Origin of the sequence: Serratia plymuthica NBRC 102599, from assembly GCF_001590925.1 — a bacterium.
GTDB lineage: Bacteria > Pseudomonadota > Gammaproteobacteria > Enterobacterales > Enterobacteriaceae > Serratia > Serratia plymuthica.
Map to the genome: position 1 here is coordinate 252336 of NZ_BCTU01000001.1, position 19136 is coordinate 271471.

Consider the following 19136-nt stretch of genomic DNA (forward strand, 5'->3'; position numbering starts at 1 on the left):
ACAATAACGAAGGGGTAGATCATGGTCAAAGTAGGCATTAACGGTTTCGGCAGAATCGGGCGCAATGTTTTACGCGCGGCGTTAGGGCGCAGTGACTTTCAGGTTGTCGCGATCAACGATTTGACCGACAGCAAAACCCTGGCGCATCTGCTGAAATACGACTCGCTGTCAGGCACCTTGGCCGCCAGCGTCGAGGCCGGTGAAAACCAGCTGCTGCTGGATGGCAGGCCGATTCATGTTTTCTCTGAAAGAGATCCGGGCGCAATCCCGTGGAACAGCGTCGGCGTCGACATCGTGATCGAAGCTACGGGCTTTTTTACCGACAAAAGCCAGGCCGAAGTGCACATCACGAAAGGCGGAGCCAAGCGCGTTATCATCTCGGCGCCGGCCAAGAACGACGACATCACCATTGTGATGGGCGTTAACCATCAGGATTACGATCCGGCCAGGCATCGGGTGGTCAGTAACGGCAGTTGTACCACCAACGGGTTGGCGCCTGCCGCGCAGGTGTTGCATCACACCTTCGGCATTGAATACGGCCTGATGAACACCACCCACGCCTACACCAATAGCCAGGCGCTGCACGATCAGCCGGAAAAAGATTTACGTGGCGCGCGCGCCGCCGCTCAGTCGATTGTGCCTTACTCCAGCGGCGCGGCCAAAGCGCTCGGCAAGGTGATCCCGGAGCTGGATGGCCGCCTGACAGGCTACTCGCTGCGGGTGCCGGTCCCGGTGGTGTCTATCGTTGATTTAACGGTCACGTTGAAACGCGAAGCGACGAGCGAGGAGATCAACGCCGCCTTCCGCCAGGCGGCGGAGTCGGGGCCGCTCAAGGGGATCCTTGGCTACAGCGACGAACCTTTGGTGTCGAGCGATTATAAAGGCGATCCGCGTTCGTCCATTATCGACGGGCTGTCTACCTTGGTCATCGGCGGTAAACTGGTCAAGATCCTCGCCTGGTACGACAACGAATGGGGTTTCTCTAACCGGTTGGTCGATCTCGCGTTGCTGATGGAAAAACGCGGATTGTAGTCGGTTACCCGAGCAGGGGCGCAGCATGCTGCGCCCGCCATGTCAGACGCCAGAAATCGTCCCTTCAGGGGACGATTTTTTTCAGTGCAGTATCATAACCGCGCGATACGCATTAACTCGTCTTTGGCCCCAGGGGCCACCGCCAGCACCGGCGCGCCGCGCAACAGCTGTTCCCCTTGAGCGTTAAACGGATGCGTCCAGCCGCCGGCCTCGTTCACCAGGCAATAACCCGCCAGACAGTCCCAGGCGTGCATATAAGGTTCGTAATAGCCGACCAGCCGCCCGGCGGCGACCCATGCCAACATCATGGCACCGGAACCGTTGCGGAAGAAATTGCCGCCGACCGCCGTGATCTCGGCGGCGATTTCACCTACGCGTTCAGGCGCCACATAGCTGTTGGCGCCAAACCCGGTGATGTGGTTTTGCAAGGTGCGCGCCGGATCCACATGCAGCGGTTTGCCATTGAGCGTGGCCCCCGCGCCTTGCGCGGCGACGAAGCATTCCTGTTGGCAGGGTGCCATGATCACGCCGATCACCGGCTCGCCCTGATAAATGACGGCAATGGACACGCACCAGTTCGGCATGCCGTTGACGAAGGGGCTGGTGCCGTCAATCGGATCGACCACCCAGTGATAGCCTGAATTCCCGGGTTGCAGGCCGAACTCTTCACCGAGAAAACCGTCGTCCGGGAACGCCTGGGCGATCTGGCCGCGGATCAGCAGCTCGACCTCACGATCGGCGATCGACACCACGTCCTGCGCATCGCGTTTGGTTTCGATCACCAGGCTTTCGCGACGGTTGAAATAGTCCAGCGCCTTGGCTCCCGCCTCGCGCGCCACCCGTTCGGCCAGCGCCAGGCGCCGGGAGATTTGTTCGTTCATAGCAGATCCTTAAAGTTGCGGGCCGTCACTGGGCAATCAGCGCCAGCCCCTGAGGTTTGAAATCAATAGCCACGCGCGTGGCCGGCGCCAGTTGGCGTTCCATCTGCACATCGACGATAAACAGAGCGCCGAGGTCGGTCTTCACTTCATACTCGATATGGTCTCCGAGCCAGGTGCTGTGGGTCACCTCGCCGTTCAATGCGCCCGACTGCTCCGCATGCAGAGTAATAAACTGCGGCCGTACGGACAGTTGCGCGGCGCCGGGGCGCGCTTTGGCTCCCGGCACCCGATACTGACGGCTACCCAGGCTGATCAGCGCTTCGCCACCGTCCACCCGTTCAATGTCACAGGGCAGGATATTGGCCTCGCCCATGAAATCGGCGATAAACACCGACGCGGGCGAATGATAAAGCTCCTGCGGCGCACCCTGCTGGGCAATATGCCCTTCTTTCATGACGATAATCTTATCGGACACCGCCAGCGCTTCTTCCTGATCGTGGGTCACGTACACCGCAGTGAACCCGAGACGCTGTTGCAAATCGCGGATCTCGGTGCGCACGCGGCGCCGCAGCCGCTCGTCAAGATTGGATAAGGGCTCATCGAGCAGCAACACCTGCGGCTCCAGCACCAGCGCGCGCGCCACGGCGATGCGTTGCTGCTGGCCGCCGGACAGCTCGGCGGGCAAGCGCTTGCCCATGTTTTCCAGCCCGACCAGCTTCAGCCCTTCGTGCGCCCGATCCTGCGCCTCTTTGCGCGACAGCTTGCTGGCGAGCAGGCCGTACATGACGTTCTCCAGCGCGTTCATATGCGGGAACAGCGCGTAGGATTGAAACACCATCGCCACGTCGCGCTCGTTGGCGGGCAAATGGGTCACCTCTTTGCCGCCAATCAGGATGCGCCCGGCGGTCGGGTGCTCCAGGCCGGCCAGCAGGCGCAGGGTGGTGGTTTTACCGCAGCCCGAGGGGCCGAGCAGCGTCACCAGCGTGCCGGGCTCAACGGTGAGCGAGAGGCCGGGCAGGGCGGTGAAATCGGCAAACTGTTTGGTGACGTTTTCAAACACCACCGAGCCGGAACGAATGGCAGTCATACGGCAGTCTCCTGTTGTAAGGCCGGCGGTGATGCCACCGGCGGTGTGGCGATACGGGATACGCGGCGCAGGCGACGTTCGCCGACCAGCAGCTGGAAAGTGAGGATCACCGCCAGCATCACCACGATAAGCACGGAGGAGTAGGCGATAGCCACGCCGTATTCCCCGTTTTCGACCAACCCGACGATGTAGGAGGTGGCCATGTTGTACTGGGCGCTGACCAGAAAAATCACCGCGCTGATGGAGGTAATCGCCCGCACGAAGGCATAGACCAGGGCTGCGCTGATGGCGGGTTTCAACAGCGGTAAAATCACCTTGCGCAGGGTGCGGAAGCTGCCGGCCCGCAGCGTCAGCGACGCTTCATCCAGGCTGCGGTCCAGTTGGCTCATGGCCGCGATGCCACCGCGCACGCCAACCGGCATGTTGCGGAACACAAAGCAGGCAACCAGGATCAGGGCGGTGCCGGTGATTTCCAGCGGCGGCAGGTTATAAGCCATGATGTAACTGACGCCGATCACCGTGCCGGGGATGGCAAAGCTGAGCATCAACATAAACTCGAAGGTCTGGCGGCCGGCAAACTTCTGCCGCACGATAAGCCAGGCGGTGAGCAGGCCGACGATGGCCGTGAGCGGCGCGGCGATCAGCGCGATTTCCAGGGTGGTCCAGAACGAGTTCCAGGCGACGCCGGTCCAGAGGATCTGCCCGTCGCTCCACTGGAAGCCGAATGCACGGGTGTAATGCGCCAGGGTCAGGCTGTTGTCCAACCCCCACGACTGAACGAAACCGCCGATTAAAATCATGCCGTACACCACCAGCGTGAACAGGCCCCAGGGGATCACCAGCCCGTAAACGCCATAGCGCAGCCCGCGCGGCAGGCCGCAGTGCATGCCGGAATCGCCTTTGCCGGTCACGGTGGCGAAGCTTTTGCCTGCCAGCCACAGACGCTGCAACACAAAGGCGCTGAGGGTAAAGCACAGCAGGATGATCGCCAGCACCGCCGCGCGGCTCGGATCGTTTTGCGCCCCCACCACCGAGAAGAAGATCTCGGTCGAGAGCACGCCGTGGCTGCCGCCCAGCACCATAGGGTTACCGAAATCCGCCATGCTTTCGATAAAACTGATCAGGAAAGCATTGGCCAGGCCGGGCGCCATCAGCGGCAGCGAAACGTAACGGAAGGTGCGCCAGCGGTTGGCGCGCAGCGTTTGCGAGGCTTCTTCCAGCGAAGGGCTGACGCCTTCCACCACGCCAATCAGCACCAAAAAAGCGATCGGGGTGAAAGAAAGCACCTGGGCAATCCAGATCCCGGTCAGGCCGTACAGCCAACGCCCCGGCTCGATGCCGAACAGGGTGGAAAGCAGCTCGGTGACGATGCCGGAACGGCCAAACAGCAGCATCAGCGCCAGGCCAATGACGAACGGCGGCGTGATGATCGGCAGCACGCTGAGCAGGCGCAGCCCTTTCTTGAACGGCAGCGGTGTACGGGTAGCGGCCAGCGCAAAGGCCAGGCCGAGCAGCGTCGATCCGCCAGCGGTCATCAGCGCCAGCCACAGGGTGCGCCAGGCGGTGCCGCAACTGCCGCCGTTCAGGCAACCGAGGCTCCAGATCGCCGGATCCTGCATATTGGCGATCAGGCCGTCCGGTTTAAATGCGCCGTCTGCGTCCTGCACCGAAGCGACAAACATGCTCAGTACCGGATAAAGCACGAAGGTGCTGACCAACGCGACCAGCAGCACGATCGAGGACACCACAAAGGCATCCCCCTTCAGCACGCCACGCTCGGCCAACCCAAAAGAGAACAGCAGCAAAAACGCGGTGAGCAACGCAATAGCGCCGGCGCCAAAGGCGGGTTGGCCGTCGCCGAGCGCACCAAACAGCTGCTCGCTCCATTGCCAGTTCCAGCCGCTGTAACCGATGGCGTGGCCTTCAAACAGCAGGAAGAGGATGCCGGCGGCGGCGGCAGACATCAGTAGCTGCGAGCGCAACCGGCCTACCTGCAGCAGGCGGCCCAGCGAGCAAACCAGCAGCAACAGCAGCGCAATAGCCAGCCACGGGCGTTGAAAAACCAGGATTTGCCACAGCGCGGGAGCGCTTTCCCGATCCTGCCACAGCGTATTCAACCAGCTGAAGTCGAAGAATCCGGCTTCCTGGCTGTACCAGGGCAGCAGCAGCAATGCGAGCGCGCCCAGCACAAGAGCCACGTCTACGCGGCGGTTTTGAGCATTCATCGTAACCTCGATCGTTCATTATTCCTTTTCTGCTAGCCGTGCAGGCGCGGCGTGCCACGCCCGGTTCATCGGCAACGACAGAAAGTGCGAGAGGGAATGGACGGGAATTACTGCGCGCCGGAGCCGATCTCTTTATCCCAGCGGCTGAGCAGCTCTTTGCGTTTTTCCGTGGCGCCGTAGGTTTTAAAGTCGTAGTCGATCAGTTTGATGTTCTCGAAGCGCGGCGCATACTCGGAGATCGCCGCTTCGCGGTTTGACGGCAATTGGAAGGATTTGGCGTCTTTCATGTGCGATTGTGCTTCGGCACCGAGCGCCCAGTCGTACCACAGCTTGGCATTGGCAAGGTTACGCGCGCCTTTGACAATCGACATGGAGCCAATTTCAAACCCGGTCCCCTCGCAGGGCGCGATGGCCTTCACCGGGAAACCATCGACCTGCATCGCCACCGCATCGTGCATAAAGACGATGCCTACCGTCGTTTCGCCGCGGGCCGCCGCTTTAACCGGTGCGGAACCCGATTTGGTGTACTGCGAAATATTGGCGTTGAGTTTTTTCAGGTAATCGAAGGCCTTGTCTTCCCCCATGATCTGCACCAGCGTGGCGAGGGTGTTGTAGGCGGTGCCGGAGGAGTTCGGGTTGGCCATCTGGATCTCGCCCTTGTAGGACGGATCCAGCAGATCGGCCCAGCAGGCGGGGACCTTGAGTTTTTTCTCTGCCAGCAGCCTGGTGTTGTAGCCCCAGCCCAGCGCACCGGCGTAAACGCCCACGGTGCGGTAGTCGGCACTCTCCGCCTGCTTGCGCGCCCAGTCGTGTTGTTGGTCAAGCAGCGGCGATTTATAGGGCTGGGTTAAGCCTTCGTTGGCGGCCTGCATATGGGGATCGCCAGTGCCAGCCCACCAAATATCGGTGCGCGGGTTACGCGCTTCGGTTCGGATGCGTGCATAGGCTTCTCCGGCGGACAGACGCACCATGCTGACCTTGACATCCGGGTGCTGTTTCTCGAAGAGCGTGGTCATTTGCTCGCAGACCACGACATCGGCGGAGCATATCATATTCAGTTTTCCGGCGGCGTGAGCCGGCAGGGCCGAGAGCGCGGAGCCGGCGGCGATGACCGCCATCAGGGTGACTCGATGCATGGTGTTCTCCTGGTTTGTGTAGGGTGGCGATACGTTGTCGCCATTTTTTTTGCACGTGTGTGCAAATAACTAGAGGATAAAAATTGTGCTGTCAATTGCGATATAGAACAATTCAACCTATTCGTCACAAAAATGAAACAAATTTTCTGCGAAAAATTTGCACAGCTTTGCAAAGTGCGGCAAACTTTATCGGAACGGGTAACGGATGGATGTAACCATGGCGGTAGACAAGGCAATGATCAGTGCCAAAGACGTAGCGGAGCTGGCCGGCGTGTCCCGATCGGCGGTGTCGCGCACCTATACGCCCGGCGCCAGCGTCTCGGCGGCAACCCGCGAAAGGGTGATGTGGGCGGCGGAACAACTGGGTTACCACGTTAATCATTTGGCGCGCGGATTGGTGCGCAATCGCAGCGGCATTGTCTGCCTGATCGTTTCCGAACTGGCGACCCCTTACCGGGCCAGCCTGGTGCGATTGCTGACCCAGCATTTGCAGGCGGCGGGAAAGGTCGCCATGTTGATTAACACCGATCGTTCCGACGACAGCGTGTCCCAGGCGTTGCAGCAGGCGATTAACTTCCGCGCCGATGCGTCTTTTGTCCTCTCCGGCATGCCGGACAGTGCCATCGCCCGCCTGTGTCACCGGCACGGTCAGCGGCTGGTGCTGATTAACCGCAATGATGCGCTACCGGGTTCGCTCAGCATCAACCTGGATAACGAAGAAGCGGCCGGCACGGTGATGATGGCGTTTGTCCGCGCCGGTTGCCGGCGGATCGCCTTTGCCAACTCGCTGGCGGGCACGCCAAGCCTGATGGCCCGTGAACGCGGTTTTCTCCAGGCGGCGGAAGCGGCGGGGCTGGCGGTGAGCGTCGAGCGCTTTGGCACCACGTCGTATGAGAGCGGGCAAATTCTGGCGCACCGGCTGTTAACCCGTCGGGAGCGGCCTGATGCGGTGTTCTGCGTCACCGATCTGCTGGCCTGCGGTTTTATGGATGAGGCGCGCCATCGCTTTGCGTTGCGTATTCCGGAAGATCTTTGCGTGGCCGGGTTCGATGATATCCCGCAGGCGGGCTGGTCATCCTACAACCTCACCACATTCACTCAACCGGTGGAGCAGTTCGCTCGGGAAGCGGTGGGATGGCTGGTGGCGGAAGAGGAGAACGAAGAGAACATGGCACCGGCACTGGGGCAGGAAATGCCGGGCGAAACGCGGATGTACCATGCCGACTTCATTTGGCGCAGCACCATTCGCGGCGGCTGAGAGCGGGGCGGTTCAGCCTTCTCCCCACACACGTTTCTTTTTCGTCAAATAATGCGCCCGCGCCGTGTGGCCGATCACAGATTGCACCCGGACGCGGTGAAAAGTTCTCCCCGGTATTTAGTCTGATATAACCCGCCGTTGATAACCGGTGCGCTGAAACCTGCCGGCCATGCCCCTGCACCGGGCAGCCAACCCAGTGTATGATGAGGGCCCGCATCAGCAACGGTTATTCCCACCGTGCCGCCACAGGAGAACGACCCGTGAATCAGAGCCAGCGCGAACACATTGCCACGGTAATGGCCAGCCTCAGCAACAAGGCGCATTTGCTGGCCCCGCGTCTCCACGAACAGACTATTCGCGACTCCTGGCAGCGCTGCGTGGAACATCATGGCCTTGATCCCAGCCGCATGCAGGAAGCGCGCATCTTGCCGTGGCATGAACTGCGGGAACACCGCCAGGAAATGGAAGAATTTCGCCACATTGCCCACCACGGCCTGACGGTGTTGTATCAGCAGATTGCCGCCGCCGGCTACGTGGTGCTGTTGACCGATGCGCGCGGTATCACCGTGGATTACCTGGGGGACGCCAATGCGGAAATCAGCCTGCGTCGTGCCGGGCTGTTCCTCGGGGCGCAGTGGACAGAAGCCTGCGCAGGCACCTGCGCCGTGGGCACCGCGCTGGCCACCGGCAAAGCGCTGACCGTGCATCAGGCCGATCATTTCGACGCCACCCATATCCCGCTGACCTGCACCGCCGTTCCCCTGTTCGATCCGCAGGGTCAGCTAAACGCCATTCTTGATATTTCCGCGCTCAGCTCGCCGCAACCAAAATCCAGCCAGCAATTGGCGTTACAGCTCGCTAAAATTTATGCGCATCAGATTGAAAATGCCTGGTTTGAGCATCGGCATCGCGGCGATTGGGTGCTGAAACTCAGCCCGGCATCGTCGTTTGTTGAGGTCAGCCCGGATTTCCTGATCGCCTTTGATGCCGCCGGCAAAGTGGTGGGGCATAACCACCGCGCCCAGCGCATGCTGGAAAACGAACTGGGCATCGCCGCGCCACCGGTACACTGCCGCAGCACGCTGCTCGGCCGGCCGATTGAACAACTGTTTAATACGTCCATCGACAGTCTTCCCGATTGGCTGGCCAGCGCCAGCGGGCAGCAGGGTACCCTCGAACGCGCCCGCAGCGGGGAGAAACTCTACGTTACCGCCGTGCAGCCTGTTCGGCGTGCGCCACGTAAGGCCGCAGCCAGCCACGGCGCGTTACCTCCTGCGCTGGCCGCACTGAACGGCGGCGACACGGCGTTGCAGCTCCAGCTCCAGCGTGCCGCCCGGCTGCTGGAGGCACCGCTGCACCTGATGGTTCACGGTGAAACCGGCTGCGGGAAAGAGTTTTTTGCCAAAGCCTTTCACCAGGCAAGCAACCGCCGCCATCGGGCGTTTGTGGCGGTGAACTGCGCGGCGATCCCGGCGGCGCTGATTGAGAGCGAACTGTTCGGCCATCTGCCCGGCAGTTTCTCCGGCGCAGGCAGCAAAGGGCGGCGCGGGCTGATCCAGGAAGCCGACGGCGGCACGCTGTTCCTTGATGAGATAGGCGACATGCCGCTGGAGATGCAGACCCGGTTGCTGCGGGTGTTGGCGGAGCAGGAGGTGCTGCCGGTGGGGGCCTCGCGTCCGGTATCGGTGGATATCCGCGTGATCTCCGCGTCGCACCACGCGCTGGATCAACTTGTGCAGGAAGGGCGTTTTCGTGCCGATCTGTTCTACCGTTTGCAGGGGGCGCGTATCTCGCTGCCTGCGTTACGCCAGCGTAGTGACCTCGACTGGCTGGTGGATAAATTGCTGGCCGGTAAGGTGCAGCTCTCCGCCGCTGCGCGTCGCCGCCTGCATCAGCACCGTTGGCCGGGCAACCTGCGTGAACTGAGCAATGCGCTGGATTACGCCGCCGCACTCTGCGATGGGGGCTGCATCGAGGCCACCGATCTGCCGGAAGGGTTGACGGCGGCGATCCCCGCCAGCCCGCTGCCGGTGGTTCACTCCGAAGCCGATGCAGCACTGCCGCCGGAGGCTCAGTTGTTGATCCAATATCTGCGTGCCGCCCGCTGGAACCACAGCGCCGTCGCACGGCAAATGGGCATCAGCCGAATGACGCTCTATCGCCGCATGCAGCGCTTCGGCATTCAGTCGCCGGTGCATGACTAACCCCGCCTTATATGAGTGGTGGACAAGGGGAGATGATGAAGGATGTTTCTCAGGCTGCCGCCGTTAACGGTGGGCGGTTTTCACTGCAGCCATCGCGGCTGATGTTTTTTCCGGACCCTACGCAGGCCGAAGCCGGCCTGTTTGCCCGCGCTGCCGCCGGAGAGGCGGTGGCACAGCTGTGGCACTCGCCGCTGTCGCTGGTGGTTCCGGGCAGCTATAAGCGTTTTGCCGCGCTGGAATCGGCGCGCCAACAGTTTGCCGCAGACGGGTGCCCGGTGTTTTTGCGTAAGTCCGGCGGCGGGCTGGTGCCACAGGGGCCCGGCATCGTGAATGTCAGCCTGGCATATCCGATAGCGCGCACTCTGGGTGAAGCGGCAGAAGAGGTGTATGAGCATCTGTGTGCTATTCTCCGCAGTGCGCTGGCCGCACGGGGCGTGGTGGCCCACTGGCAGGCGGTGGAAGGATCCTTCTGCGACGGGCGCTTCAATCTTGCCTGCGGCGACGGGGAGGCGGCGCGTAAAATCGCCGGTACTGCCCAATATTGGCGACCGGTGGCGAGTCAACCTGCCGACGAGGCGCGGCGGCATGTGGTGCTGGCCCATGCGGTGCTGTTGGTGGATTGTGATTTGGCGGCGGCGCACCGTTATGCCAATCAGTTTGAGGCGGCATTGGGCAGTGGGCGGCATTATCAAGCGGAGAAAACCGTTAGCGTGGCGCAAATGGCACCGGACGCTACCCACGATCTACGCGACGAGATAGTCGATGCGCTGCGGGCGGCGATCCTGCGTTCCCCGGCACCGTTGTAACCTTGCGGGGCGCTCGGAATTGCATCTTGATCTTAGAGGGCGGACCGAGGGGCCGCCCTCTCGTCATACCTGCGATACTTTTTACTGCGGTGGACGCACCAGGATTTTAACCTGTTGTTTTTCTTTCACCAGCGCTTCAAAACCCTGCTCCACCAAGTCAGCCAGTTCGATACGCTTGGTCACCAGCTTGTCGGCCTGGAAGTAGCCCTGGGTCATCAGATCCATCACCGCCGGGAAAATATGGCGATAAGCGATAATCCCTTTGACTGAACGTTCGCTGAGCACCACTTTGTTCGGATGGAATGCCGCTTCCCCTTCCCAGATGGAGACGATAATCGTCTCGCCTTCGTAGCGAGTGCTGTCGATACACTGCTTTAGCACCACCGGCACGCCGGTCACTTCAAACGCCACGTCAACGCCACCCGAGCTCAGCTCGCGTATTGTGGCGACGGCATCGTCTTTGCTGGGGTCGATAACCACTTTCGCTCCCAGTTCACGCGCTTTTTCTGCCCGCTGAGGTGACAGCTCGACCACATAAATTTCTGCCGCACCGGCCGCGCGCAGTGCTTCAATCACCAGCAGGCCGATGGGGCCGGCACCGAAGACGGCCGCTTTATCCCCGGCTTTCAATTTGCTCATCCGCACCGCATGAAGGGCCACCGCCGCAGGCTCTACCAACGCGCCTTGCTCATAGCTCAGCGCATCGGGCATGCGGTGTACCATATGCTCGTCCACCATGGTAAAGGAGGAGAAGCCGCCGCCACCGCCGGACAGACCGTGGAAACCCAGATCGGCGCACAGGTTATATTTGCCTTCGCGGCAGGCTTCGCACTGCCGACAAGCCAGGATAGGCTCTACGACCACGCGGTCACCGGCTTTGAATTTCGTCACGCCGCGACCTACGTCCACCACTTCACCGGAAAACTCATGGCCCATGACTATGGGTGCGATGTCATGGCTTAGCTTGTGAGGTTTGCCTACCGGGACAAAAATCGGTCCGGCGAGGTATTCGTGCAGGTCGCTGCCGCAAATTCCGGTCCAGGCTACCTTGATTTTCACCTTACCGGCGGAAACCTGAGGTTCTTCAATATCATCAATACGGATGTCGCGCGCCTGATACCAACGAGCTGCTTTCATCATCTTCCCCTTGAAATTAACCGTAAACCTGCCTCGGCGGCCAATACGTCGGTGGCCGAGGCAGAGACTCAACGCAGGAGATAGCGAAAAACGTGCCAATGTGACGATACAGGGAAAAGTGATGTTATTTCAGTGAGTTGTTTTGTTTCTGTTAAAGGCGTTACCCGTTACAGGTGTGTGATGAGACACCTGTAACAGATACGGGTGTAACAGGGCGCTTATACCTGGTGAACCGTTTTATCCCCGTCGGTGCCGGTGTTCATGTGTTTGTGGTGTTTGTGATGCGAGCCGGGAACCGCTCCAATACCATTGCCGCCGTTGCCGCCGTTGCCGCCGTTGCCGCCGTTGCCGCCGTTGCCGCCGTTGCCGCCGTTGCCGCCATCTCCTCCGTTGCCGCCGTTGCCGCCATTGCCGCCATCTCCTCCGTTGCCACCATTTCCTCCGTTTCCACCATTTGCATCGTTGCCGCCAATGCCACCCATGCCACCACCAATGCCGTCGCCGGAGGCACCGTCGCCTCCTTTTCCACCATCCTGACAGCCCGAGCCAAGGACGCCGTTTTTACCGTTCTGGCCGTTAGGGGAGTTGCTTTGGCCGTTTTGACCGTTTTGGCTTTCGCAGGCGGAGAGCTGAATGGCGACCGGGGTTCTGGCCTGACTGGATTGCGGTATGGAAAGGAAAACACCGGAAGAAAAGGGGATAAGAAATAATAAATTTCGTAGTTTCAACATAGACATTTCATCCTTGTCATTGATAGCCACCTCAATGGGCGGGGGCCAACGGGCACCCAGGCAACATTCTGCTTCGGTCATTAATGGCCGTCAATAAATGCAGGGGCAATGAAACGCCGGTCAGTCCTGCCCGGCAAATTGTCGCACTGCGCAAGGGCCGGCGGCGGTGATGGCGCGATAGCCTCTGTCAACCCAGCCAGCCGAGTTGAAAGAAGCTATGTCCGGGGTTTGCTCGGGGCATACGTGTCACTTTTTCTCACCCAATAGTGCGATTTGACACAATTTCATATAAGAAAAATCTGTATTGAAAGTGGCTCAGGAAAAATAGCGATGGATAACAGGGATAAAGCCGTCTGTGGACGTAAGGTCGACAGGTTGGTTTGCCATCACGGTTGCCGTCTGCAAAGGCAATGCCAAAAGCCCGCTGGCGGTGCAAGGAAGCGATTCGCACAAGAAAAGTGTGACGCTGGGGAGCGGGATTCATTTTCATAAGATCAGGGGGTTACATGTCATATTCATCTACGGCCCGCATCGTCGCACTGACGTTGGCAACCTTGGGGGGCGCCAGTGCGCAATCATCTTCCGGTGAGACGATATCGGTTGGTGTCGATAATTTTGTCCGTGCCGAGTCCGATCTTTACATGGGCAATATGGTGGCGGACGGCGGATTGGGACGGTTTGTGCATAGCCGCGAACCGATTGCCATTGACGCTCAGAGCGTCATCCGCATGAATCGGGACACGCTCTACTCGAGTGCGGTGTTCGATCTCGATGCCGGCCCGGTTACGATCACTTTGCCGGAGGCCGGTAAGCGATTCATGTCGATGCAGGTGGTCAACGAAGACCACTACGTTCCCGCCGTCTTTTATGGCGCCGGCCACCATACCTTGACGAAGGAGGAGGTCGGCACGCGTTATGTCTTTGTCGCTATCCGTACGCTCGTCGATCCTGACGATCGCAAAGACGTTGAGCAGGTGCATGCGCTACAAGATGCCATCAAGGTTAGCCAGGCTCAGGTAGGGGAGTTCGTGGTGCCGAAATGGGATCCGGCGAGTCAGAAAAAGATGCGCGATGCCCTGCTGGTTCTCGGGGATACGCTCCCCAACTACAACCAGGCATTTGGCACCAAGAGCACCGTCGATCCTATTCAGCATTTGATCGCGACGGCGTCCGGATGGGGAGGAAATCCGAGCAAGGATGCGATTTATCTCGGCGGCGTGATGCCGAAGAATGACGGGAAAACCGTTTATCGGCTCAAGGTCGGGCATGTACCGGTGAAGAGTTTTTGGTCCGTGAGCGTTTATAACGCCAAGGGGTACTTCGAGAAAAACCCGTATGACGCCTATTCGCTAAATAACCTCACCGCCCAAAAAAGCGATGATGGTTCGATTGTGATCCAATTTGGTGGTTGCGACGGCAAAATTGCGAATTGTCTGCCGACCATGCCCGGTTGGAACTACACGGTCAGGCTTTATCAGCCTGACGACGAAATCCTGAATGGTCAATGGCATTTCCCGGAGCCGCAGTGATCCGCCCGGTATTTTCCTGAACATGTTTTTTTACTTTTTCTCCCTTGATTGTGCCGTTTGACACAATTAGGGATAAGAAAAATCTGTATTAAAAATATGTCAGGGAGAAACAGGGATGGACGACAGGGATAACGCCGTCTTTGGACATGACGTTCGGTAATGATGGGCGCGGGAAGCGAGGGCGTGTTTTCACTCTCTCTTTGTTTCAATCACCCCTTTTAGCCTGTCGAATTGCACTTTTCGGCAAGCGGTGCAAAGACATAATGCTTTTTCCAGCTGTGCAGGTGCTTTTAAGCAGCCCCTCGCGCACCGGGGTTTTTTGCGCCCTTTTCCGGGCAGGAGGGTTATCCGCAGGCATAGAGTTGGCTATGCCATGACTGAAAAAATAAAAAGTAATTAGCCAAAACCTATTTCCGGTCAAGGGAATGGATGACGGGAATATATCCCGGATAGAGGTTAAACATGCCGATGAATCAGAATAAAAACGAAAAGAAAATAGAGAAAGGAACAAGGATATGACAAGCAAGAAAAACGGGATTCATAAATCGTTCGGGCTTCCTGCCTTTGCGTTGATGGTGGCGCTGCCGTTGTCCGTTCAGGCCGCCTCCGATACGGGCCAGAGTATAACGCTGGGCGGTGGGGTGGCGGTGACCCCGCTGTATGAAGGCTCCTCGCGTTATGAAGCCTTCCCTTCTCTGGTGGCGAAGGCGGTGATGCCGACGCAGAGCTGGGGAACCTTCACGGCAGGCTTTCCTGAGGGTTTGCGCTGGGACTTGCCGGGGGCTTCTTCCGTGGGGCTGGCGCTGCTGGCCGGATATGACATGGGCCGCAAGGAAAAAATCCGTACCCTGGGAGGCAGCAATAACCACCTGAAGGGCATGGGCGATCTGGACGGCAGCGCGATGATCGGTGCGGAAGCCTATTGGCGTCTACCGGCCGGCCGGCTGTTCGTCCGTGGCTGGCAGGCTACCCGCAGCCGCGAATATGGCGGTGAGGATCTGGGGCACACCGCATACCTTGAAGCCGGTGCCGACTACTCGCTGCCGCTGTCTTCCTCGCTGACGCTGGATTCCGCGCTGTACGGGACCTGGAGCGACAAAGACGACATGATGGCGCGTTTCGGTGTGACGGGGGAGCAGGCCGATCGTAGCGGCTTCAGCGAATATCATGCCGGCGGCGGCATGCGGAATGTGACGTTAAAAACCGGCCTGACCGTCCAGTTACAGCCTCATATTGCCCTGCAGGGTGGGATGAAGCTGTACGCCTTGACGGCGGATGCGCGTCGCAGCCCGTTGACGGATAAAACGGTGGGGGCGGGCTTCTACCTGAATGCGGTGTACCAATTCTGAGTGCCTTGATAGCGCTGCCCTCTGCGGCATCGACCGACTCTGGAGATCATCATAAATGAAAAAGTCATGCGTCCCTTTGTACCTGATAGCGCCGTTGGCCGGCCTGTTGTGTTCCGGCCTGGTGGCGGCGAGCGATACCGGGCCGACGGTAACGGACCCGCATTTTAAGCTGGCACCGGGTTACCTTGAACCGGCCAGCCTGCCGGTGCGCTTGGCCCTGCTCGGAGGGCCGCCAAAACCGGACTCTGCGGCATTCGCTCGCGATGAAGAGGCACGGCGGGCGGCATTGGCGTTACGTGGGTCTGCCCGTGAAAAACTGGCTGCAACGGACGCCGAGTTGACCTTTCCGGCGCCGGCAAAATCGTTCTCGTGCGCGCTGGGCACCGATATCAACGAGAAAAAGACGCCGCACCTTTACGCCATGATGCAGCACGTATTGACGGATGCAGGTGGCTCAACCTACGCAGGAAAGAACGCGTATAACCGTACTCGCCCGTTTGTGCAGCATGACGAGGGAACCTGTCGCAAAGACATGGAGCCGGTGCTGCGTACCGACGGTTCCTGGCCGTCCGGCCACTCGGCGGCTGGCTGGGCCTGGGGCTTGGTGTTGGCCGAAGTGCAGCCGACACGGGCGACCGAGCTGCTGGCGCGCGGTCTGGCGTTTGGTCAGAGCCGTGTCGTCTGCAATGCGCATTGGCAAAGCGACGTGGATGCAGGGCGCATCATGGGGGCCGCTACGGTAGCCGTGCTGCATGACAACCCGGCTTTCCTGGCAGATTTGGCCGCCGCCAAGCGTGAAGTGCAGGACGCCACCAAAGCGAACCTGAAACCCACCGAGGACTGCGCGGCTGAACGTGTTGCTCTCTCCCTGAGTATGCACTGAGAAGATCATGGCGATGATGAATTGTGACAATCTGCAAAACAGGCTCGCCTGGCGGGTTCTGCCTGCGGCGCTTTTAGCGTCGGGCGTTTTGAGTCTCCCGGCTGCGGCGGCTCAAGTGGCGCCACCGGTCTATCAGCCGGCGGAGGAGTGGCAGTTCACCGTCTCTCCTTATCTCTGGGCGGCAGGCATTCGCGGAGATGTCGGCCATCGGTCAACGGGCACGCAATTTATGAAAACGGATTTCTCCGCCATTGCCCGTGACCTTGATGTGGCGGTGATGGGGATGGGGGAGGCCCGTAAAGGACCTTACAGCCTGCTGATGGACCTGATGTTCATCGACACCACGACGCGGAACGGTTTGCCGGATGGGGCACCGGCATCGCGCCTGAAAGTGGATAGCCGGACAGTATCCGGGTTCCTCGGTGGCGGATATACCTTGCTGGAGGAGGGCGGTGCTCGCCTTGATGCCACCGGTGGCGTTCGGGTGTGGTACAGCAGCACCAGCTTGCATTTTCAGGGAGGGATTATCGATGGGGCGTCGGGCAGTGACCGTGCCACCTGGGTGGATGGCGTTGCGGGGCTGCGCGGCCAGTATGCTCTGACGCCAACCGTCAGGCTTTCGGCCTGGGGATTGGCCGGTGGCGGGCAGTCCCGATTGGACTGGGATGCGGCGGCGCTGCTGAGTTGGGAGTTTACCCCCGGTTTTTCTGCCGTGGCGGGATACCGGGCCATGGGGGGCGATTATCGGCATAACGGCTTTGTGTATGACGTGGTGCAGCAGGGGCCGATATTGGGGATGAACGGCAGGTTCTGAGGCCGCGAATCCTCCCCACAGCATCAGGCGCTGGTCGGCGTGATGCGGTTGTTTCGTCCGGTAATGCAGGCTCCTGGGGGGGCGCCTGCATTGCCGGCTTGTGAATGGCGGCGAACATTCGCCAGAGGGTTCGCCGGTTCATCCAAACAAATCGTCTTCGGTTTGCTCATGCTCATAGTCAGGTAGCGATCTCCGCGTAAGTCAGCCCACGAATCTGCGCCATCACAAACGCCGTGTGGACTTTCTCTAGCCATGCCCGCAGCGTGGCTCCACCCGAAATAACGTTTTCAGCCAGACGCATTGGATTTCTTTCCGGCGCCGCCGCAGGCGTGTAAATTAAGAGAGGGGTAGACCAACAAATCTACATGAGAATGATTTTTATTTCAGTATGTGTCAGAGGGCTCATATGCCATTCGTGAAAAATGAGAACGGGCTTTTTACCAAAAACGAATCGCGAAAAACCCTGTATATGCCGCTGGTATTATCCGGGGCGCTGTGTATTCTGGTGATGATCATTCATCTGGCGTACTTCCCGGCAAAAGAAATCGGGCATTCCTGGATACAAAATTCAGGCTGGTTATTTGATTTATTCCAGTTGTTAATACTTAATTTTATCTTATGGAGTTTTAACCGGCTAACGGTAAAAGCCAGCCAGCGCCGGTGGATTAATGTCGGCCTGCTTGTCTGGATCCTCTCCGCGGCGTGTGATTTTATGGACGAAATCATCCGCCAGCCCCAGTGGTTAGGCTATTACATCGAGGACCTCACCAGGCTCATAGGGATGCTCTGCGTCGCCGTTGGCGTGTATTTAATCGTGCACTATGTTAATGATAAATATGCCGATGCCAGCATCGACTCTTATCGTGACGAACTGACGAATTTGCCCAACCGGCGTTATTTTCGACGTGTCCTGCTGGATTTGCAGAGCGTGAATTATTATGTGTTTTTTATTGATATCGACTTGTTCAAGAAGATAAATGACAAATACGGGCACGATATTGGCGATGAAGTCCTCAGAGCTTTTGGGCAGATGCTGGGCGAGCTGTCTGAAAATAATGTCATTGCCGCCAGAATCGGTGGTGAAGAATTTGCCGTAATAGTGCAAACGTCGGTATTTGAAGAGGCACAGTCAACGGCAGAGAAAATATTAACCCGCGCCAGAGAATTGGTGGTTAATGATGAGGTTCGCCTCACTGTCAGCATGGGTGCCGGAAATAAAAGAGAAAATGAAAGCCAGGAAAGCTTGCTCAAGCGTGTGGACATCGCGCTCTATCAGGCAAAGTCCTGGGGCAGGAACCGAATCGAATGGGCATCCTCCCAGGAACATGGGGTTCCTCAGGCCTGCCCCGAAAACGCGGTAAGTTAAAACGGGCATGTTTGCAGAGAGGTTACCGCCGCCATCCTATTGCGATTGTACCCGGACATTCAATTCTCATGGACTTCCTGACCGAGAATGCGGGAGCGGCAAACCTCCAGAATCTCATCGGCAAGGGCAGAGTCATCTGGACAGGCACGCGATAGCACCAGGGCGCCGACAAGATGTGCAATGGTGCTGATTCTTTCGGCGCGTGCTTCGTCTCCCGATCCATTCTCATTCTCTAATGTGGTCAGCTGACGTTCAATGCCAGCCGCAAAGCTTTCTTTAATTGACGCCGACTGGCGCGCGGCATCGACACCCAATGCCGACATCACGCAGCCATTTCCCCTGGCATTACGGTGCTTGCGTGAGAGATATTGCTCTACAAAACCAGCCATATCCATACCCAGGGTACTCTCTACAGAGTGCGAAAAACCGCAGCTCATTGCCTCCGACATCAAATCCGCCTTGGAACCGAAGTGCTTGTAAAACCCGCCATGCGTTAACCCTGCGGCTGACATGAGCTCAGCGATACCCACGCCGTCATAGCCCCGCTCACGAAACAGCACTGAGGCAGTTTCGACAATGCGCATGCGATTTTCGCGAACCTGCTCTTTTGAAACTTTCATCGTTTCCGGATCCTCTCTTAAAAATGCATGCCGCAAGTATACATTGATGATGATCATAATCAAACCGTTTGACTTTTT

The 19136-nt window shown here is 58.9% G+C and carries 16 protein-coding genes; 9 read left to right on the forward strand and 7 right to left on the reverse strand.

Annotation, left to right across the window (positions count from 1 at the left end; all coding sequences use genetic code 11):
- The first annotated feature begins 21 nt into the window (after window positions 1-21).
- Window positions 22-1032: a type I glyceraldehyde-3-phosphate dehydrogenase gene (gap, locus tag SPL01S_RS01070; protein ID WP_062792240.1), complete on the forward strand. Its 1011-nt coding sequence runs from the start codon at window positions 22-24 to the stop codon at window positions 1030-1032.
- A 92-nt stretch (window positions 1033-1124) separates the two neighbouring features.
- Here the strand turns inward: gap and SPL01S_RS01075 are convergent, their stop codons facing one another.
- The 4 genes from SPL01S_RS01075 to SPL01S_RS01090 form a co-directional block, all read right to left on the reverse strand.
- Window positions 1125-1913, reverse strand: coding sequence for an inositol monophosphatase family protein (locus SPL01S_RS01075; RefSeq protein ID WP_063197057.1), 789 nt, complete (start codon window positions 1911-1913; stop codon window positions 1125-1127).
- A 25-nt stretch (window positions 1914-1938) separates the two neighbouring features.
- Window positions 1939-3000: an ABC transporter ATP-binding protein gene (locus tag SPL01S_RS01080; protein WP_063197059.1), complete on the reverse strand. Its 1062-nt coding sequence runs from the start codon at window positions 2998-3000 to the stop codon at window positions 1939-1941.
- A complete protein-coding gene (locus SPL01S_RS01085; protein WP_062867858.1) occupies window positions 2997-5225 on the reverse strand; it encodes an ABC transporter permease in 2229 nt (742 codons plus the stop codon). Before SPL01S_RS01085 ends, SPL01S_RS01080 begins: the two co-directional genes overlap by 4 nt.
- Window positions 5226-5332: 107 nt before the next feature.
- On the reverse strand, window positions 5333-6361 hold the full coding sequence (locus SPL01S_RS01090; protein WP_063197061.1) for an ABC transporter substrate-binding protein: 1029 nt from the start codon (window positions 6359-6361) through the stop codon (window positions 5333-5335).
- Window positions 6362-6578: 217 nt separating this feature from the next.
- Here SPL01S_RS01090 and SPL01S_RS01095 point away from each other — a divergent pair, with 217 nt between their 5' ends.
- The 3 genes from SPL01S_RS01095 (at window position 6579) to SPL01S_RS01105 (ending at window position 10629) form a co-directional block, all read left to right on the forward strand.
- Entirely contained in the window at window positions 6579-7619 is a 1041-nt protein-coding gene (locus SPL01S_RS01095) for a LacI family DNA-binding transcriptional regulator (protein WP_063197062.1), read from the forward strand.
- A 260-nt stretch (window positions 7620-7879) separates the two neighbouring features.
- Complete coding sequence (locus SPL01S_RS01100) at window positions 7880-9823, forward strand: sigma-54-dependent Fis family transcriptional regulator (RefSeq protein ID WP_063197064.1); 1944 nt, start codon at window positions 7880-7882, stop codon at window positions 9821-9823.
- 32 nt (window positions 9824-9855) lie between these two features.
- Window positions 9856-10629: a lipoyl protein ligase domain-containing protein gene (locus tag SPL01S_RS01105; RefSeq protein WP_174523936.1), complete on the forward strand. Its 774-nt coding sequence runs from the start codon at window positions 9856-9858 to the stop codon at window positions 10627-10629.
- Between the two features lie 81 nt (window positions 10630-10710).
- Here SPL01S_RS01105 and SPL01S_RS01110 read toward each other — a convergent pair whose 3' ends face one another.
- Window positions 10711-11766 (reverse strand): 2,3-butanediol dehydrogenase, encoded by a 1056-nt coding sequence (locus tag SPL01S_RS01110; protein ID WP_062867853.1) that lies wholly within the window; start codon window positions 11764-11766, stop codon window positions 10711-10713.
- A gap of 218 nt (window positions 11767-11984) precedes the next feature.
- Window positions 11985-12497, reverse strand: a complete 513-nt coding sequence (locus SPL01S_RS01115) for a hypothetical protein (RefSeq protein WP_232245991.1) — start codon at window positions 12495-12497, stop codon at window positions 11985-11987.
- 506 nt (window positions 12498-13003) lie between these two features.
- Between SPL01S_RS01115 and SPL01S_RS01120 the strand changes: the two genes are divergently transcribed.
- The 5 genes from SPL01S_RS01120 to SPL01S_RS01140 all read left to right on the forward strand — a co-directional run bounded on the left by SPL01S_RS01120 (window position 13004) and on the right by SPL01S_RS01140 (window position 18438).
- Entirely contained in the window at window positions 13004-14026 is a 1023-nt protein-coding gene (locus tag SPL01S_RS01120; RefSeq protein WP_063197067.1) for a DUF1254 domain-containing protein, read from the forward strand.
- A 515-nt stretch (window positions 14027-14541) separates the two neighbouring features.
- The gene (locus SPL01S_RS01125; protein ID WP_063197069.1) at window positions 14542-15375 is read left to right on the forward strand and encodes a MipA/OmpV family protein; all 834 of its coding nucleotides are present in this window, start codon (window positions 14542-14544) and stop codon (window positions 15373-15375) included.
- A gap of 55 nt (window positions 15376-15430) precedes the next feature.
- A complete protein-coding gene (locus tag SPL01S_RS01130) occupies window positions 15431-16258 on the forward strand; it encodes an acid phosphatase (RefSeq protein ID WP_063197071.1) in 828 nt (275 codons plus the stop codon).
- Between the two features lie 7 nt (window positions 16259-16265).
- Entirely contained in the window at window positions 16266-17072 is an 807-nt protein-coding gene (locus SPL01S_RS01135; protein ID WP_081113131.1) for a hypothetical protein, read from the forward strand.
- A gap of 406 nt (window positions 17073-17478) precedes the next feature.
- Complete coding sequence (locus SPL01S_RS01140; protein WP_062867849.1) at window positions 17479-18438, forward strand: GGDEF domain-containing protein; 960 nt, start codon at window positions 17479-17481, stop codon at window positions 18436-18438.
- Window positions 18439-18497: 59 nt separating this feature from the next.
- Here the strand turns inward: SPL01S_RS01140 and SPL01S_RS01145 are convergent, their stop codons facing one another.
- A complete protein-coding gene (locus tag SPL01S_RS01145; protein ID WP_063197233.1) occupies window positions 18498-19058 on the reverse strand; it encodes a TetR/AcrR family transcriptional regulator in 561 nt (186 codons plus the stop codon).
- Window positions 19059-19136: the final 78 nt, after the last annotated feature.

Coding starts and splice junctions, on each gene's coding strand:
- gap (WP_062792240.1), top strand. CDS start 22: ATGGTCAAAGTAGGCATTAACGGTTTCGGCAGAATCGGGCGCAATGTT.
- SPL01S_RS01075 (WP_063197057.1), bottom strand. CDS start 1,913: ATGAACGAACAAATCTCCCGGCGCCTGGCGCTGGCCGAACGGGTGGCG.
- SPL01S_RS01080 (WP_063197059.1), bottom strand. CDS start 3,000: ATGACTGCCATTCGTTCCGGCTCGGTGGTGTTTGAAAACGTCACCAAA.
- SPL01S_RS01085 (WP_062867858.1), bottom strand. CDS start 5,225: ATGAATGCTCAAAACCGCCGCGTAGACGTGGCTCTTGTGCTGGGCGCG.
- SPL01S_RS01090 (WP_063197061.1), bottom strand. CDS start 6,361: ATGCATCGAGTCACCCTGATGGCGGTCATCGCCGCCGGCTCCGCGCTC.
- SPL01S_RS01095 (WP_063197062.1), top strand. CDS start 6,579: ATGGCGGTAGACAAGGCAATGATCAGTGCCAAAGACGTAGCGGAGCTG.
- SPL01S_RS01105 (WP_174523936.1), top strand. CDS start 9,856: ATGATGAAGGATGTTTCTCAGGCTGCCGCCGTTAACGGTGGGCGGTTT.
- SPL01S_RS01110 (WP_062867853.1), bottom strand. CDS start 11,766: ATGAAAGCAGCTCGTTGGTATCAGGCGCGCGACATCCGTATTGATGAT.
- SPL01S_RS01115 (WP_232245991.1), bottom strand. CDS start 12,497: ATGTTGAAACTACGAAATTTATTATTTCTTATCCCCTTTTCTTCCGGT.
- SPL01S_RS01120 (WP_063197067.1), top strand. CDS start 13,004: ATGTCATATTCATCTACGGCCCGCATCGTCGCACTGACGTTGGCAACC.
- SPL01S_RS01125 (WP_063197069.1), top strand. CDS start 14,542: ATGACAAGCAAGAAAAACGGGATTCATAAATCGTTCGGGCTTCCTGCC.
- SPL01S_RS01130 (WP_063197071.1), top strand. CDS start 15,431: ATGAAAAAGTCATGCGTCCCTTTGTACCTGATAGCGCCGTTGGCCGGC.
- SPL01S_RS01135 (WP_081113131.1), top strand. CDS start 16,266: ATGGCGATGATGAATTGTGACAATCTGCAAAACAGGCTCGCCTGGCGG.
- SPL01S_RS01140 (WP_062867849.1), top strand. CDS start 17,479: ATGCCATTCGTGAAAAATGAGAACGGGCTTTTTACCAAAAACGAATCG.
- SPL01S_RS01145 (WP_063197233.1), bottom strand. CDS start 19,058: ATGAAAGTTTCAAAAGAGCAGGTTCGCGAAAATCGCATGCGCATTGTC.